Raw genomic sequence first — 15397 nt, forward strand, 5'->3', positions numbered from 1 at the left:
ACAAAAAAAAAAAAAGACCCGCTGGTTTTTTTGTCCGGCGGATCTTCTTTTTTTTTTCGAGCTAACACGCTATGCCGCTTTCCCGCTGCCTATCCGCGCGCTTTTCTGGATGAATTCGCTTTCTGCAACAGCTTCTGTTCCCATAGCTGAGCCTTTGCTCTCTTAATGCGGGCCAGCTCTTTCCTTTTCTCTTCGCTCATAACCAGCGCGTTGACATTCGCGATGACGATCAATGAAGCAAACAAGAGCCACACCAGCCCGAATACGCTCATCAAGCTCCACGGCGCGTTCAGCTCCAGACGGGGAAGCGCATATACGAGCATCGCAAGCGCTATAAGTAAATACAATACATGACGGGCTTTTCCGGAAAACATGCCTTCAGCTCCTTCACAGAGTCTTAAGCGGCAAATCATCTTGTCCGCATTACCATTCTATGAAGCAGGGACAGGTTATATGTCTTTCCTTAATCTACGATCGACTTCAACACATCGGACATAATGCGGTTGACATCCTCGAACACGACCGCGAAGCGGCGCTCGGCATCGAGCAGCTTGCCGATCAGCGGGTTTTGCGAAATGACCTCGTAGAGCTTGTTCATCTTATCCATATCCTCGGCGGACGGCTCTTCGCCGGCCATCATTTTCTGCTGCAGGAAGGTTTGGCGCTCGCGAAAATCATCCAGCATGCTTTTTGCCTCGGGATCGGCCTCCGCTTCCTCTTTGGCAAGCTTCAGCAGTTTTGCTTCTTCGCTTTCTTTAAGCGCTTTGGCTAATTCATAAGCTTTGTCATATACATTCATCCGTCTCTCTCCCATTCATGAAGATCTATTTTATTAAGCCTATTGGTTCAATCCTGCCGCCTCATCGATAGAAAAGCCCAATCTCTTATGGAAAAGCTAATGAAAACAGCACAAGCATCCGGCCCGTTTCGGATTCACAAAGGAATAGATGTCCTCATATGATGAAGTAATTCGTGTAAAACACCTAAAGGCCGCTTACCACTTACCGTCATCCTCCTGCTTGGAAGGAGATTTATGATGCTCAAATCGAAAGTAGCCGTACAGGTGATCAGCTCCGGCATGCTTCCGGAAGATACGCTTATGCTTGGCGAAAAACTTGTAAAGCAGTGGAAAATTCCTCAAGGCCAGCACATCATTTTGAAGTTCGGTGCTTTTCGGCAGCATGTGAAGATCATTCCTGTCGCAAAGTACGATGGAATGAGAATGAGCCAGAGCTTAGCCAGACTGATGGGATTAACAAACGGCACAGCGATTCGACTGCAATACAAAGCCAGCACAGCTACACTTGTTATGGGGCCGTTGATCGGCGTGCTCGTCAGCCGTGATTACCCGCATATGCCGGATAAACCCTTTGGTTCCATTACCATGTTCTGCAGGGAGCTTGTTGAAGCCTGTACGGCGCAAGGCGCATTCGTTTATTTTTTCACGCCAAACCAGATCGGCACAAATTTCGACTATCTTGACAGCTGGATTTATTCGGACGGCTGGCACAAAGCCACCATGCCTGTTCCCGATGTCGTCAATAACCGTCTTACCTCGCGGAAATTGGAGAATAGACCCAGCGTACAACATTTCATGAAAGAAGTAAAACTGCTGCATCAGACGACCGTTTTCAACGAAAAGTTTTTGGATAAAACCGAGGTTTTCGACGCGCTGAAAAAAGATGAGACCTTAGTCCGCTATTTGCCGGAATCGCATTTGCTGCGCAACTACACGATGCTGAAATCGATGTGTTCCCGGTACAGCAGCGTATTTCTCAAGCCGGTTCGCGGCAGCTTAGGCAAAGGCATCATTCGGGTTACCCGACTCGACGCGGGCAGTTACCAAGCCATGTTCGCAACCGCAGCAGGCACCCGCAGGCAGCAGTACACCAGCTTGCTCCAGCTGTTCTCGACCCTATCCGTAAAGATGAAAACGGTGCGGTATCAAATTCAGCAGGGGCTGCAGTTGATCGAGATTCAGAAACGTCCTGTTGATTTTCGCGCACTCGTCCAAAAGAACGCCAGCGGCAAATGGACGATCACATCCATTGTAGCCCGAACGGCCGGGAACCATCATTTCGTCTCGAATTTGGCGCGCGGCGGCACGCTCAGCACGGTTGGCGAAGCTGTTGCAAAATCCAATCTGCAGTCCGGGGTCAGCAAGCAGGACGCGGTTCATCGGCTCCAACAGGCTGCTCTTAATATCGCAAAAGGCGTGGATACCCAAATCCCCGCGCACTTTGGCGAACTGGGCATCGACCTTGCTATGGATACGAATGGGCGCGTATGGCTGCTCGAAGTGAACTCCAAGCCTTCCAAAAACGATAATACGCCTCTGAATGAAAATAAGATTCGCCCGTCTGTCCGCATGATGATTCAATATTCCCGGTTTTTATCGGGCTTTTAACGGAGGATCCAATGCAGACTCGATTGGTCATTCTCGGAATTGTCGTCGCTTCGATAGCCCATGATCGCGATTCAAAGCCCGTATTGCCTGAGCCCTCCTTCTATGGAGCGCTCAGCGCAGCAGGCAAGCAACTCGGAATCGATGTTTATGTATTTGCCGCAGATGGGCTTCAGTTGCATTCGGAGCAGCTCTTTGGCTATCGCTCCGGGCAAGCAGGCTTTACGCGGCAGCCCGTGCCGCTGCCCGATATCGTATATGACCGGTGTTTTTTCACCGGGGCAGGCCAAAGGCTGGACTGCCGCCGCATGCTGAGCAAGCTGGCCCGGCTCAAACCCTATCGGCTGCTGAACGGGACGCTGCCTGCAAAGCTTGAGGTTTATGAGGCGCTGAAAGAGCATTCCGTACTGGCAAAGCATTTGCCCCATACGCAGCCATTGGCGGATGCGGCGCAGCTTCTGAAGCTGGCTGACCATTTTAGAGGCGGTGTGATCCTTAAACCCTCGTCTGGCATGCAGGGCAGGGGCATCGTCCATGTCGCGCGCTGCCCGCTTGAACGGTCTACGCTGGTTAAGGGCCGGAGCCGCCAAAACCGTTCCTTTACGGCTGCTTTTACGGAGGATCGGGCTTTTAAACAATGGATCATGGACTTCGTTAAGCATACCCCCTATTTAATACAGCCTTATTTAGAGCTTAGCGGAGAGGATAATAAGCCGTTTGACGTGAGAGTCCTCATCCAAAAGGATGAAAAAAGCAGCTGGTCGGTATCGGGAGCTGCGCTGCGTACGGGTCAGGCGGGTACCTTAACGTCCAATCTGCACGGAGGCGGCTTGGCATATCCGGCCGCTCAGCTGCTTTCTGCCAAATTTGGCAAGTTTAAATCCGAACGTTTGCTAGAGCAGTTCCATACAATAAGCAAGCAAACAGCAGAACGACTGGAAAATAATTTCGGCAGACTTGCCGAGCTCGGATTAGATTATGGTATAGATAAGAGCGGCCGGCTATGGCTGCTCGAAGCGAACTCCAAGCCTGGTCGCTCTTCCTTTCAAATCATAGGCGACCAAGAGGCCGAGCGGCTTTCGATTGAAAGACCGCTTTTATATGCACGCTCTCTGACTAGGCGCTTATCACCGTCTTTTGTAGCCAATGAATCCGCAAACGGCCGTCTTCATCATTCAAGCACCGACAACCTATTACGGCCTTTCAACGTTCAGGAGGTTCATCGATGAGTTTGACAACTTGTAACGTACATTTCTCGCAGCAATCCAATAAAATCGTATATCTGTCCAGCCCGCTGTTAAAGCAGCTGAAGCTCTCCGGCAAAAAATCGGTTCACCTCAAGCTCGGCAACGAGGTGATCGTGGCTGAGATCAAGCAGCTGAAACGGCCCGGCAATCACCTGTATTTATCCGCTGGCGTCCGCCAATCGATTAAAGTTCCGAAATCAGGCAACGTATATGTGCTTACTACCGGCGAAAACGAGGTTCAGCTTGGGCCGTTAGTCGGCATACTGAGCGATAACCCCACGCGTTCCGAAAGCAATCCCTTCGGTCCGCGCACCGGGTTCATCAAGCAGGTTATCATGACCGGCGAGTCCAAAGCTTACCTTTTCGGTTTCACGCCGAGCGACATCAACTGGCAGCAGGAAACAGTCAACGGCTACTTTCTGAATTCGCAGGGCGGCTGGTACCGCAAAATCGTGCCGCTGCCGGATGTCGTCTACAACCGGCTGCCGAGCCGGAAAGCAGAAACGTCCGCTTCCATTAACGCTTTGCGCGAGCGCTTCGTGCGCCGCAAAATCCCTTTTTTCAACTGGAGCTTCTTCAACAAAGCCGATGTTTATAAGCTTCTCGATAATGATCCGGAAGCCTTGAACCATTTGCCGGAATCCGTTTCCGGTCCTACAGCCGAGAAAATAAAGGAAATGCTCGAGAAGCATCAGTTTCTTTATTTCAAGCCCACGGCAGGAAGCCTTGGCGCAGGCATCTACCGCTTGACTTATCATCCGAAACGCGGCTATTTCGCGCGTTACCGCAAGGGCAGCCAAAACGTGCTGCTTCGGTTCAATCAATTTAACAGCCTCATGCGGATGCTTCAGGCCAAACACGGCAGCAACTTGACTCATTATGTCGTTCAGCAGGGCATCCGCCTCGTCGAAATCGACAACTGTCCGCTCGATTTCCGCTTTCATATGCATAAGAACGGAAATAACGAATGGATACCCGCTGGCATCGGAGCCAAAAAAGCAGGCCGTGGCAGCGTAACGACGCATGTCAAAAACGGCGGTTCACTGATGACGCCGCAGCAGGCGTTAAGCAAGACGTTCGGATCGGATGCCGATGCCGTGCTTGAAAAAGCGAAGCTCGCCTCCATCAGGCTTTCAGAAGCGATCGAGCGAAACTACCCGCACCGCCTCGGCGAGCTGGGGCTGGATCTGGGCATTGATAAAGACGGGGAAGTGTGGATGTTCGAGGCTAACGCCAAGCCCGGCCGTTCGATCTTCAAACATCCAGCGCTGCGTTCCGAGGGGCGTGCTTCACTATCCTATATTTTTGAGCACTGCATGTACCTCAGCCGCTTCCATGACCAGGGAGGTAATAGCTGATGGACAGCAAGCTTCCCGGAGACTCGGATACCAGAGAGCAGCGCGCCGGTAGAACCGTACTCGCCATATTGACCATCGAGGATGACGTTCAGCTTTTTCGCGGCAACCGCAGCAACTTTGTTGATATCATCCGAACCGGCCAATCCATGGGCTTTATCGTCTATGTTCTGACCGTAAAAAATTTGCTGCTCACAAGAAGCAGCCTCAAAGGCTTTGTTTACAACGAACTCGAGGATGTGTGGCAGCAGCGGCTGCTTCCTTTTCCCGATATTCTCTACAATCGGATCCCTCTGCGGGAGGATGAAATCCAGCCTGCGGTCAAGCGAAAAATTATTGCCTGCCAAAAGCATCCGCGCGTAACCCTGTTTAACCCGGCATTTTTCAACAAATGGGATCTCTTCGAATGGCTTCGGCTGTCGAAGACGACCAAACCCTATATTCCTACGACGCGCAAGCTGATTACGGTAACGGGTCTTGGGCGGATGATGCAAAAGCATTCCTATCTCTATTTAAAGCCCGAGAGCGGAAAAGCGGGCAAAGGCATAATGACGATTAAGGTGCATGCCGAGAAGCAGCTGCCCTACCGGCTGAAAATCCAAGAGAACAAAAAAAGCGCCACCTACAACTGCTCTACGATCTATAAGCTTTGGAGCCGTATTCAGAAACAACGCGGACACGAGGCCTATATTGCGCAGCAGGGGATCAAGCTCGCCTCCTTCAATGAGCGAAGGTTCGATCTCCGTGCACTCGTTCAAAAAAACCAGCGCGGACAATGGGATATCACCGGTATCGGCGCGCGGATTGCCGGCGTTTCCAGTATTACAACCCATGTTCCGCGCGGCGGGATGATTGAGGATCCCGAGAAGCTGCTCATTCATTCATTTAATGAAGAACTGGGGCGTAAACTGCTCATAAAAGCAAAAAACACCGCTGTTCTGATCGCCAAGCAGATTGAACAGGCTTCCGGCCAGCTGCTTGGCGAGATGTCCATGGATTTAGGAGTAGACAGCGATGGAAACATGTGGTTTTTCGAAGCCAACTCTAAACCGATGAAATTCGATGAACCGCATATCCGCAAAAAATCGCTTGAACGCATTTTTCATTACGGTGCTTACTTGGCTAGATTAAAAACAGAAAAAGCGGGAGGCGCATAACATGGATCTAGAGCTGCTTACACCGGAAGCGTGGTTAGCGGAACAAAAGAGGCTCATTGGCTTTTCCATACGATTCGGGGATAAGCGGCTCGCGGTATCGACCATCCATGCGCTCCGCAAGCTTGACCCCGCTTTGCTTGAAGAAGGTTCGAACCGGCCCTGCGGCGCGGTGGCTGTCATTGCGAAACATGGCAGCCGCATCGTCGGCTTTGGCTTTGCAGAAGCAGCCGGCGATGCCGCTTGCATGGTCGTCGTTCATCCGGAAGCAAGAAGCCTCGGGATCGGCAGCGCCCTCGTTCAGGCCATGATCCAGCGGTTAGGCAGGCTCAGCTGCAATGTTGCGACAGATAATACCGCAAGCATGGCACTTTGCTTCCGCCTAGGCATGACTGCCGTATCCATGCACAGAGGCCCAACAGGCAAACCGACGCTTCGTTTTGAAAGGGGAATCACGAATGACACAGCCCGTCCTAGGCATCCTGACTTTGTACCTCAATGAAGCCGGGTTGCTAGAGGAGCGATCCGTCTATCAAAAAATGACTTCCGCCGGACGAAAGCTAGGACTTAACGTCTTCGTATTTACGCCGAAGGATGTCAATTATACGGAAAATAAAATTCATGCATGGTTCTACGAGCCAGACTCGAAAACGTGGTCGCGCAGGTGGACCTCCTTTCCGAATATGATCTATGACCGTTGTCGGATCCAGCGTACCTACCGCTTCGAGCAGCTTAAGAAATTCCGCAAAACGTATGGCCATCTTACTTTTCTTAACCGTATGCTGCGCAACAAATGGACCGTTCACCGCACCCTTTCAAAGGATGACCGCTTTAAAGACTATTTGCCGGCCACCAAATATGTCGACAACATTCAAATCGTCACTGAATTCATTCGGAAATATCCACTCGTTTATCTTAAACCGATTAACGGCACGGGCGGCAGAGGCATACTGCGTATCGAGAAGAGGAAGGACGGACTGCTTCATATCCAAGGCCGCGATCAAGAAAGACGCATTATCCGGCCGCAAAATATTTCATCAGCCGGCCTAAGCAGTTACTTAGCGCCATGGGATTTAGAAAGCAACCGGTATATTGCCCAGCAGGGCATTCAAATAAAGCTTGCCAGCGGACGCGTGCACGACTATCGGATGCTCGTCCAAAAAAACGGAGAAGGCGCATGGGAAGTAACGGGATGCGCGGGCAGAATCGGCGCCGCCGGCAGCATTACGTCTAATTTACACGGCGGCGGCCATGCCGAAACGATGAGTCATTTGCTGAATGAATGGCTGCGTGACGAGTCCAAGGCTGAGCAGGTCAAGCAAGAGGCTGAAGAGCTCGGCGTAGCGATTGCAGCTTATTTAGAGCTCAACTACGGCAGGCTCTGCGAGCTTGCGCTCGATTTGGCAATCGACCGTAAAGGCGGCATTTGGCTGCTTGAGGTTAATCCGAAGCCCGCTCGGGAGGTATTCGCGCAGGCTGGCGAGAAAGAGGTCTATCGCAAAGCTATCATTAGGCCGCTCGAATACGCGCTCTGGCTCCATAACCAGAAAAAACGCAAGAAAGCCAAGGAGAAGCCGGCAGCCGTAGCAGACAACCGCCCAGGCCATAAGTATGACGCTCATTAACATGCGGATGAAGCATCCCTGCTAAAAAATAAACACCGGTTAAGAAGCTGCGCAAGCGCGGTCTCTTAACCGGTGTTTTAATATTTGTATCTGTTAAAGTCGGCTAGACGGGGAAGCTACTTCAAGTCATAGCCGTTCATTTGCAAATGCGCCTTGAACATCTCTTTCGTTGACGGCATGTCATCGGCAGCAGGCCATGTTTGCGCATCCCATATCCCTGATTGCTTAAGGGCCCTCGGACAATGGATGAAGCATTCCTGAACCTCTACCACGACGGCAAGATCCGCTGTTTTACCGCTCCATTCCATCTTATCGATCAGCTCGGCGTTCCGGGTAATCGAAGCGCGGCCATTGATGCGCATCACCTCCTGCATGCCGGGAATAAGGAACACCATGCCGATTTGCGGATTTTCCAGCATATTCAGCAAGGAGTCGATCCGGCGATTGCCCGGACGCTCCGGATAGATAAGCCTGTGATCATCCAGCGCCTTCACGAAGCCGGCCTCATCACCGCGCGGCGATGTATCGCATCGTCCCGCAGCATCCGATGTCGATAAGAAAAACAGGGGGGATAAGGACAAGAAGTGCCGAATATGGCCCTCCATTCGCGAAACGCTCTTCTTTACAACCGCTTCATGCGGGGTGCCAACGATCTCTTTTAGCTGATCGGCGGTCACAATCAAATCGTTGTTCCAGCTTGCCTGAACCACAGTCGCGCTCCCTCTGCCATTGACCCTAATCGACAATGTGACCGGTTATCGCAGCCCATTCATACGTTAGAGCCCAGGCTTATTCGTTTATTTCTCCAACAGCCTTGCAAGCTCGCGGAAATCGGTTATCAAAAAATCAGCCCCGTCAAGCTCCGCTGCACGTCCGTACGTCGCATACGCACAGCCTATGGTTTGCAGTCCGTTTCCTTTGCCCGCTTCCACATCGGAGGAACGGTCGCCGACCATCCAAGCGGATTGAATGCCATGATCCTGAAGCAGACGCGCAACGAGATCAACCTTGCTGGATGTCGCATATTCGCCTGCGCTGTAAAGACCGTCAAACAGCCCGTCAATCCCTTTATAACGGGCGACGCCCTTCACATAGTCCTCAAGGCCGTTGCTGGCCACAAACAGCTTAATTCCGCGCGACTTCAGCTCGCGCAGCGTCTCCTCCACATGGGGATACAGCTCGCCCTCTCCCCCTGCCAAGCCTTCCAGCTCATACTGCAGCAGTAAATCATCGGCTCTCTTCCGGGCGTCCTCCGTACTGTCTGGCATGACTTGACGCCATATATCCTCCAGAAGCATCCCTAAGCAGCTAAGCAAACGTTCTACTGGCGGTGTTTCATGCACGTACTGCCTTTCCTCCCGAAGCGTTTCGAACACGCGGTGATGGACAGGCACAAGCAGCGTATCGGTTTCGAACAGCGTGCCATCCATATCGAATATTACCGCCTCCGGCAATCGAAGCTTAAGCTCACTCATGGTTAAATCCTCCTTCAAAGTCTGCTCTTATCATACTGGAATTCGGGAAATAATCGCAAGCTTCATCTAGGCTGATGGAGGCGATACAAACGGTCTCCCTGCTTCAGCCCGCAGGTGCCACTCCTAGCCGCGGCACATCCAATTTGGGTCTTTGGCACGGAAAGAATGCTGCTGTCAGTCAAGCAGCGGCCCGCGTATGCTGACAGCAACGGAAAGGAGTTGATCGTATCATGGCAAAAAACAATATCGTTATTACGCTGCTTGGGAGCAGCGGAGGCGTAGGCAAGGCTGTGCTGGCTCTTTTGGAACGAGTCGTGCAAGATGAACATGCCCCGCTCCACAAGGAATTAGCAAACGGCAAGATCCACTGCGTGGATGTAAAGCCGCAGCAGCTCGATGAAATCAAGGCTTATTACCCTCGGCTTGCCGGCCGGCTTGAGCTTCACCAGTTTGACCTGCAGGATGCGGGCAATTTCAAGCTTCATCTGCTGCAAACATCTACCCGTCTAGTCATCGACGCGTCTTGGGCAGATACATTAAGCATGCTTGAGTGCTGCAATGAGCTTGCCGTTGCTTACGTGAACACCGCATTAGAGAGCACGGAGGTGGATGAGCTTACGGAGCTTGAGGGTTTCACGCTCATCGAACGTTATAGGAGGTTCAAAGAAAAAAAACACAGTTACTCCGGGCTGCAAGCCATCATCGGGTCGGGAATGAATCCGGGCGTCGTGCAGTGGATGGCGATCTCGCTTATGAAGGAGCAGCCAGACAAGCTGCCGCTGGCTTGCTACATTGTGGAGACCGACGACAGCTTTTATGCCGATCGAACGCTGCTTAAGCCAAAAACGGTCTACAGCACTTGGTCACCCGAATGTTATTTGGATGAAGCGATACTGAACTATCCCATGTTGGTCAACCATCACCGCGCCTTATTTCTTTATGATCCCGTTTATGCGCAAACCTTCTTCGTTCGTCTCGGCCAACTATGTTTTGAAGGCTGCCTGATGCCGCATGAGGAAGTACTATCGCTTGGCGAGCGCTACCCTTTCGAGATCGGTTTCCTTTATAAGGTCAACGAGGTCACGACCGAAATTCTGCATGATCATTTGGATAACCCGGATGAGCTCTGGGATTGGAACCACCAGCTGCTTGATCCGCGCGACGCAGAGCTCGAAGGCTCCGATCTGGTCGGGGTACTCCTCGTATACGAAGATCATGAGCGCTATTTGTACAATGTGATGCAAAATAAGGAGATTTTTGATTCATACGGGACAAACGCAACCTATTTTCAAGTGGCATGCGGTCTTTATGGCGGCATATGCACCTTGCTTCTAGAAGCTATGCCTAACGGGGTTCACTGGGTTGACGAGCTGTCGGACGCGGAATTAATCGCCTACGGCAATTATGTAGCTTATTTCATGAAGCCGTTCATTCGGGGCACAAATGCCGGCACGGACGGATTGCTTCTCCAGCGTATGCGGACAGCGGACGAATCGAATAATTAATCGCGGCTTGTTTATGCAAGCCTCTGCCTCGCGAAGGAGCTATCCGCCGGTTCTAACAGCCGGCGCAGATAGCTCCTTATTTGGATCCGAATAAGTGACCCGGCAGCATGGCTATTCTTGCGAGCGCATAGGGACCCAGATAAGCGCCGCTTAGCAGAAAGACCGGATTTTTGAACACGCGGTGCACTTCCGTCATAAATACGGTGTCATGCACGAGTGTCCCCGCTACGGCATCCGCTGCCGTAACGAAAAACAAAAAAGCCGCCGCGACCGCTAGGCCATCGAATATTCGACATGCAGATCTGCTCCATTTGCTAATCCATGCAATAAAGACGGTTCCGGCTGCCAGAGCCGCACCAATCATGACCATCATCATTTTTCTTCACCTCTATTGGCAGGTTCGGTTATTTACGGATGCCTTAAACCCCCGGTTCCTTTTTTTGAAAGCAGCATAACGTGAATAAAAGATGACGCGATTGTTTACATATGATACAAGAGCCTCAAGCGGATTCCAAGAAATGGAGGAATAGACATGAAAAACAGTTTTCGATGGTTAAATCTAATCGGACTCGTTATTATGCTTGTCGTCAATGGACTGGCGCAATGGCTGCCGATTAACGGAAATACAACCGGAGAATTATCGGCTAAATATCCTGCGCTGATTACGCCGGCGCCCTATGCGTTCTCAATATGGTCAGTGATCTACCTGCTGCTGATCGGTTACGTCGCTTATCAGCTGCGTCCGCAAGCAGCTAACAGCAGAATCGCGCAAAGCATCGGCCCTTGGTTTCTTATCAGCTGCCTGCTTAACGCGGCTTGGATAGTCGCTTGGCATTACGAAAAACTGTCGAGCAGCGTATTCGTTATGCTTGCCCTTCTGCTGTCTCTCTTTGACATTTATAAGGCCGTTAGAAAAGACAAGGACACGCCTGCGCCTGGCGAGCGATATCTTGTAAGGCTTCCGTTCAGCATTTATTTTGGCTGGATCATCACGGCAACCATCGTGAACATCACGGTCGCATTATCCGCAGCGGATTGGAACCGCTTCGGTTTATCCGATGTCATCTGGACCGTTATCCTGCTTGTCACAGCGGCTCTGCTCGCTATCCTTATCGGTTTTGCGTATCGCGACCCGGCATTTATCCTAGTTTTCATCTGGTCCTTCATCGCAATCGCGGTCAAAGGAGGGCAGCAAGCCGATGTCAGCGTTGCCGCATTCATCCTCTCGGCACTTTTGGCAGCCGTAGCCGTCTATGTTTTTATCTTGGCAAGTAAAAGGAAAGCAGCTGCATATTGAAAAATAGAATCGGATATGTCACACTGTGTGGTGGGTGTTAGGACTAATTGCCCCATGCAGGAAAGGACGTGACGGTTCACGTATGATAAAATGGCTGCTTCGTTCCATGACAGAATTAAGCTCGCGCAAATGGATATCCCGCATAACCGGAAAATTCGCCCAATCAACGGCCAGCCGCCGCTTTATATCAAGGTTTGCTTCAACCTACGGCATCAAAATAGAGGAAGCGGAAAAACCTCTTTCCCAATATAAGACGTTAAACGAGTTTTTCACTCGACGGTTAAAGCCAGGGCTTCGCGAAGTTCATGAAAGCGAAGATTCGCTTGTCAGCCCCGTTGATGCCCTGATTACGGGAGCCGGCGCCATAAACAGCGGCACGATTGTCAACGTAAAAGGACAGGACTATACGATCGATGAGCTGCTTAACCGTTCGCCCCGAACGGCTAATTACATGAACGGCTATTATATCGTCCTCTATTTAAGCCCTACCGATTACCATCGTATCCATACGCCCGTCAGCGGCCGCGTCGTGGAACGCGAACATATCGCAGGCAGAGTGTATCCGGTTAATGATTTTGGCCTTCGCCATATGCGCAGGGTGCTTAGCCGCAACGAGCGGCTTATAACCTATATGCAGCACCAAACAGGAGAAACGGCTGTCGTTAAGGTCGGCGCGATGAACGTAAGCAGCATCCAATATGTGCAGCCGCTGAAGTCAGAGATGCTCAAAGGCGAAGAGCTTGCCTATTTCGAGTTTGGTTCTACCGTCGTACTCCTGCTGGAGGATGGAAACTTCACGCCGCGCGCTAACGGCTTGCTCGGCAAGAAAGTGCGCATGGGCGAGCGTCTTGGTTCTCTGCAAGGCAGCTAAAACACGTCATGCCATTTCGGACGGCAAAAAAAGCCCGCCCCCTCATGAAGAGGGGCGGGCTTTTCCGTTCATCCTATTATCTAATCTCAGACGGGCTGCGGCCCGTGTACTGCTTGAACTGGCGGCTGAAAAAAAAGATATCGCGGTAGCCCAAAGCGTCGGCTACCTCCGTTACGTTCATGCCCGCATGCATAAGCAGATGCTGCGCCCGCTCGATTCTCGTGCGTATCATATAGGTTTGCACCGACATGCCGATCAACTCTTTGAATTTCATTGAAAAATAACGCGGCGACAGCTGGGCGCGCATCGCCAAATCCTCAACGCGGTGAGCGATACTCGGGTTTTGGCGCACGAAGTTTGCCACCTCATGAATCGCTTCCGTCAGCTGGTTGCTTGCCTTTTTCTCAACGGGAAGCTGCTTGTCCTCTCTGAGCAAATGAATCATCAGCTGCTTCAGAACGAGCTGCGCTTCTTCCTCTGCCGCATAGGTTTGAACAAGAAACAGCCTGACGTAGCGTGAAAGCATATATTCAAAATCGACGGTGTCATGCAACTGCCTATACCGGTTCGGCACTGCCTCTATCGTTTCATTGATGGCAAAATGAATATAAGATAATACCAGCGGCCGCTGGGGATTATGCGTCGCGCTTGTGTAATCGCCTGGCCGAAACAGAAAACAGCTTCCCGGACCAACCTCGTACGGGGCACCGTTAACCTCAACCTCCCCTTCACCGCTCCACACGTAAAATAAGTCGAAATTGGCCATGGGTTTCTCGCGTCTCGCCCATCGCCAGCCCGGCTCGCATACGATTTTGGCAAAGGCAGGCAACAAAACGAAGGAATCCGGCGAAATGTGCAGCATCATGCAACCTCCTGTACAAATCTATGCCGTCATCATACAACAGGGGCAAACTTTTGTGCAAGCAGGCTAAAGTTACGAAAAAATTTGCTTTGAGAATGGTTTGCAGCTTAAAAAAAATGTTATAATAGCACCCGACAAGCGAAAACGGCTCAGGCCTGCTAATACACAATACAAATGAATGATTTCGGAAGGATGGAATAAAGTCCATGAACCCACTTGCTCAGCAGTTAAACGAGACGTTGAAATCGGAGAGTCCGAACGTCTATGCGATGTTGTCAGCCTTAGGCAAAGCGATTTATTTCCCGAAAGAGGGCATACTCAGTCAGTCCGCCGAAGCGAAGACCAAAGCAACTAAATTTAACGCGACTATCGGAATTGCAACAGAAGGCGGACAGCCGATGCATCTCAAGGTGATCCAAGATACCCTCTCTGCTTACAACCCTAAAGATATATATGAATATGCACCACCGGGCGGGAAGCCAGAGCTTCGTGCTGCTTGGCGTACCAAGATGGTTAAAGACAATCCGTCCCTTGAGTCAAAGGGCTTCGGCACGCCGGTCGTTACGAATGCATTGACGCACGGCCTGAGCATTGTAGCTGATTTATTCGCGGATGCCGGAGATGCGGTTGTTATCCCGAATAAGAACTGGGAAAATTACGAGCTCACTTTTGGTATAAGACGAGGTGCCGAAATCGTCGAATATCCGCTTTATAATGATCAAACCCGCTTTAACAGCGCTGGATTGCGCGAGGCTTTGCTCGCTCAAAAGGACAAAGGAAAAGCCATTGTCCTGCTTAACTTCCCGAATAATCCGACAGGCTACACGCCGGGCCCTGAGGAAGGCGAAGAAATCGTCGCTGCGATTCGCGATGCCGCTGAAGCCGGAATCAATGTCGTGGCCGTAACCGACGATGCTTATTTCGGTTTGTTTTTTGAAGATTCCCTGCATGAATCCCTATTTGCTAAGCTTTCCGATCTTCATCCCCGCGTTCTTGCCATCAAGGTGGACGGCGCAACGAAGGAAGAGTACGTTTGGGGTTTCCGCGTAGGTTTTATTACTTACGCATCGAGCTCGGCTGGCGTACTTGCCGCGCTTGAGCAAAAAACGACAGGCATTATACGCGCAACCATTTCCAGCGGCCCTCATCCTTCGCAAACATTCGTATTGCGCGCTTTGACATCGCCTGAATTCGAAGCCCAAAAAGCGGAGAAATACGATATTATGAAAGGCCGCGCAAACCGCGTCAAGGAGCTTCTCGACAGCGGACGATACGGCGACGTTTGGGACTACTATCCGTTTAACTCCGGCTATTTTATGTGCTTGAAGCTTAGCGGCGTTTCTGCAGAAGCCGTTCGCGTTCAACTGCTTAACCAATATGGCATCGGGACGATTGCCCTGGGTGAAACCGATCTTCGCGTTGCTTTCTCCTGCATTGAGGAAAAGAACCTCGAAGAGCTGTTCGATACGATTTTCAAAGCGGTTAATGAATTAATCGCGCAATAAACATCGTTCAATCCAAAAAAACCGTGATTGCGGCTTGTCTTGAAGACAATGCTGCGATCACGGTTTTTTTAATACGATTAGAGCTTCATCTGCATGT

Annotated in this window: 16 protein-coding genes; 10 read left to right on the forward strand and 6 right to left on the reverse strand. The window is 51.1% G+C overall.

Annotated features, from left to right (window positions below; all coding sequences use genetic code 11):
• Positions 1-89 precede the first annotated feature (89 nt).
• Both MRBLPE1_RS07375 and MRBLPE1_RS07380 read right to left on the reverse strand, forming a co-directional pair.
• Positions 90-374, reverse strand: a complete 285-nt coding sequence (locus MRBLPE1_RS07375) for a hypothetical protein (protein ID WP_364143455.1) — start codon at positions 372-374, stop codon at positions 90-92.
• An 89-nt stretch (positions 375-463) separates the two neighbouring features.
• Entirely contained in the window at positions 464-799 is a 336-nt protein-coding gene (locus tag MRBLPE1_RS07380; RefSeq protein WP_364143457.1) for a YlbF family regulator, read from the reverse strand.
• Between the two features lie 237 nt (positions 800-1036).
• On the opposite strand from MRBLPE1_RS07380, the gene MRBLPE1_RS07385 reads away from it, so the two are divergent.
• The 6 genes from MRBLPE1_RS07385 to MRBLPE1_RS07410 are packed head-to-tail and all read left to right on the forward strand — an operon-like array spanning position 1037 to position 7785.
• Complete coding sequence (locus MRBLPE1_RS07385; RefSeq protein ID WP_364143460.1) at positions 1037-2407, forward strand: YheC/YheD family protein; 1371 nt, start codon at positions 1037-1039, stop codon at positions 2405-2407.
• Positions 2408-2418: 11 nt separating this feature from the next.
• Positions 2419-3633, forward strand: a complete 1215-nt coding sequence (locus MRBLPE1_RS07390; protein WP_364143463.1) for a YheC/YheD family protein — start codon at positions 2419-2421, stop codon at positions 3631-3633.
• A complete protein-coding gene (locus tag MRBLPE1_RS07395; RefSeq protein WP_364143465.1) occupies positions 3630-5009 on the forward strand; it encodes a YheC/YheD family protein in 1380 nt (459 codons plus the stop codon). Before MRBLPE1_RS07390 ends, MRBLPE1_RS07395 begins: the two co-directional genes overlap by 4 nt.
• Complete coding sequence (locus MRBLPE1_RS07400) at positions 5009-6163, forward strand: YheC/YheD family protein (RefSeq protein ID WP_364143468.1); 1155 nt, start codon at positions 5009-5011, stop codon at positions 6161-6163. Before MRBLPE1_RS07395 ends, MRBLPE1_RS07400 begins: the two co-directional genes overlap by 1 nt.
• A gap of 1 nt (position 6164) precedes the next feature.
• Positions 6165-6662: a GNAT family N-acetyltransferase gene (locus tag MRBLPE1_RS07405; RefSeq protein ID WP_364143471.1), complete on the forward strand. Its 498-nt coding sequence runs from the start codon at positions 6165-6167 to the stop codon at positions 6660-6662.
• Complete coding sequence (locus MRBLPE1_RS07410; protein WP_364143474.1) at positions 6619-7785, forward strand: YheC/YheD family protein; 1167 nt, start codon at positions 6619-6621, stop codon at positions 7783-7785. Before MRBLPE1_RS07405 ends, MRBLPE1_RS07410 begins: the two co-directional genes overlap by 44 nt.
• Before the next feature lie 116 nt (positions 7786-7901).
• Here the strand turns inward: MRBLPE1_RS07410 and MRBLPE1_RS07415 are convergent, their stop codons facing one another.
• Together MRBLPE1_RS07415 and MRBLPE1_RS07420 are read right to left on the reverse strand one after the other, a co-directional pair.
• Positions 7902-8495, reverse strand: coding sequence for an MSMEG_1061 family FMN-dependent PPOX-type flavoprotein (locus MRBLPE1_RS07415; RefSeq protein WP_364143477.1), 594 nt, complete (start codon positions 8493-8495; stop codon positions 7902-7904).
• A gap of 87 nt (positions 8496-8582) precedes the next feature.
• Positions 8583-9260, reverse strand: coding sequence for an HAD family hydrolase (locus MRBLPE1_RS07420; RefSeq protein ID WP_364143480.1), 678 nt, complete (start codon positions 9258-9260; stop codon positions 8583-8585).
• Between the two features lie 230 nt (positions 9261-9490).
• Between MRBLPE1_RS07420 and MRBLPE1_RS07425 the strand changes: the two genes are divergently transcribed.
• Complete coding sequence (locus tag MRBLPE1_RS07425) at positions 9491-10765, forward strand: saccharopine dehydrogenase NADP-binding domain-containing protein (RefSeq protein WP_364143482.1); 1275 nt, start codon at positions 9491-9493, stop codon at positions 10763-10765.
• 76 nt (positions 10766-10841) lie between these two features.
• Here MRBLPE1_RS07425 and MRBLPE1_RS07430 read toward each other — a convergent pair whose 3' ends face one another.
• Positions 10842-11138: a transposase gene (locus MRBLPE1_RS07430; RefSeq protein ID WP_364143484.1), complete on the reverse strand. Its 297-nt coding sequence runs from the start codon at positions 11136-11138 to the stop codon at positions 10842-10844.
• 159 nt (positions 11139-11297) lie between these two features.
• Here MRBLPE1_RS07430 and MRBLPE1_RS07435 point away from each other — a divergent pair, with 159 nt between their 5' ends.
• Together MRBLPE1_RS07435 and asd are read left to right on the forward strand one after the other, a co-directional pair.
• Positions 11298-12062 carry a tryptophan-rich sensory protein gene (locus MRBLPE1_RS07435; RefSeq protein ID WP_364143487.1) on the forward strand — a complete coding sequence of 255 codons (765 nt, stop codon included), beginning with the start codon at positions 11298-11300 and terminating at the stop codon, positions 12060-12062.
• Between the two features lie 82 nt (positions 12063-12144).
• Entirely contained in the window at positions 12145-12933 is a 789-nt protein-coding gene (gene asd, locus MRBLPE1_RS07440) for an archaetidylserine decarboxylase (protein ID WP_364143489.1), read from the forward strand.
• A gap of 76 nt (positions 12934-13009) precedes the next feature.
• Here asd and MRBLPE1_RS07445 read toward each other — a convergent pair whose 3' ends face one another.
• On the reverse strand, positions 13010-13795 hold the full coding sequence (locus tag MRBLPE1_RS07445) for an AraC family transcriptional regulator (RefSeq protein WP_364143492.1): 786 nt from the start codon (positions 13793-13795) through the stop codon (positions 13010-13012).
• 206 nt (positions 13796-14001) lie between these two features.
• Here MRBLPE1_RS07445 and MRBLPE1_RS07450 point away from each other — a divergent pair, with 206 nt between their 5' ends.
• Positions 14002-15300: an aminotransferase class I/II-fold pyridoxal phosphate-dependent enzyme gene (locus tag MRBLPE1_RS07450; protein ID WP_364143495.1), complete on the forward strand. Its 1299-nt coding sequence runs from the start codon at positions 14002-14004 to the stop codon at positions 15298-15300.
• The last annotated feature ends 97 nt before the right edge of the window (positions 15301-15397 follow it).

The sequence above is a fragment of the Paenibacillus sp. LPE1-1-1.1 genome (assembly GCF_040676435.1).
Classification (GTDB): Bacteria; Bacillota; Bacilli; order Paenibacillales; family Paenibacillaceae; genus Pristimantibacillus.

Bases quoted from the DNA above. Each gene is read 5' to 3' on its own strand.
- MRBLPE1_RS07375 (WP_364143455.1), bottom strand. From the start codon at position 374: ATGTTTTCCGGAAAAGCCCGTCATGTATTGTATTTACTTATAGCGCTT.
- MRBLPE1_RS07380 (WP_364143457.1), bottom strand. From the start codon at position 799: ATGAATGTATATGACAAAGCTTATGAATTAGCCAAAGCGCTTAAAGAA.
- MRBLPE1_RS07385 (WP_364143460.1), top strand. From the start codon at position 1,037: ATGCTCAAATCGAAAGTAGCCGTACAGGTGATCAGCTCCGGCATGCTT.
- MRBLPE1_RS07390 (WP_364143463.1), top strand. From the start codon at position 2,419: ATGCAGACTCGATTGGTCATTCTCGGAATTGTCGTCGCTTCGATAGCC.
- MRBLPE1_RS07395 (WP_364143465.1), top strand. From the start codon at position 3,630: ATGAGTTTGACAACTTGTAACGTACATTTCTCGCAGCAATCCAATAAA.
- MRBLPE1_RS07400 (WP_364143468.1), top strand. From the start codon at position 5,009: ATGGACAGCAAGCTTCCCGGAGACTCGGATACCAGAGAGCAGCGCGCC.
- MRBLPE1_RS07405 (WP_364143471.1), top strand. From the start codon at position 6,165: ATGGATCTAGAGCTGCTTACACCGGAAGCGTGGTTAGCGGAACAAAAG.
- MRBLPE1_RS07410 (WP_364143474.1), top strand. From the start codon at position 6,619: ATGACACAGCCCGTCCTAGGCATCCTGACTTTGTACCTCAATGAAGCC.
- MRBLPE1_RS07420 (WP_364143480.1), bottom strand. From the start codon at position 9,260: ATGAGTGAGCTTAAGCTTCGATTGCCGGAGGCGGTAATATTCGATATG.
- MRBLPE1_RS07425 (WP_364143482.1), top strand. From the start codon at position 9,491: ATGGCAAAAAACAATATCGTTATTACGCTGCTTGGGAGCAGCGGAGGC.
- MRBLPE1_RS07430 (WP_364143484.1), bottom strand. From the start codon at position 11,138: ATGATGGTCATGATTGGTGCGGCTCTGGCAGCCGGAACCGTCTTTATT.
- MRBLPE1_RS07435 (WP_364143487.1), top strand. From the start codon at position 11,298: ATGAAAAACAGTTTTCGATGGTTAAATCTAATCGGACTCGTTATTATG.
- asd (WP_364143489.1), top strand. From the start codon at position 12,145: ATGATAAAATGGCTGCTTCGTTCCATGACAGAATTAAGCTCGCGCAAA.
- MRBLPE1_RS07445 (WP_364143492.1), bottom strand. From the start codon at position 13,795: ATGCTGCACATTTCGCCGGATTCCTTCGTTTTGTTGCCTGCCTTTGCC.
- MRBLPE1_RS07450 (WP_364143495.1), top strand. From the start codon at position 14,002: ATGAACCCACTTGCTCAGCAGTTAAACGAGACGTTGAAATCGGAGAGT.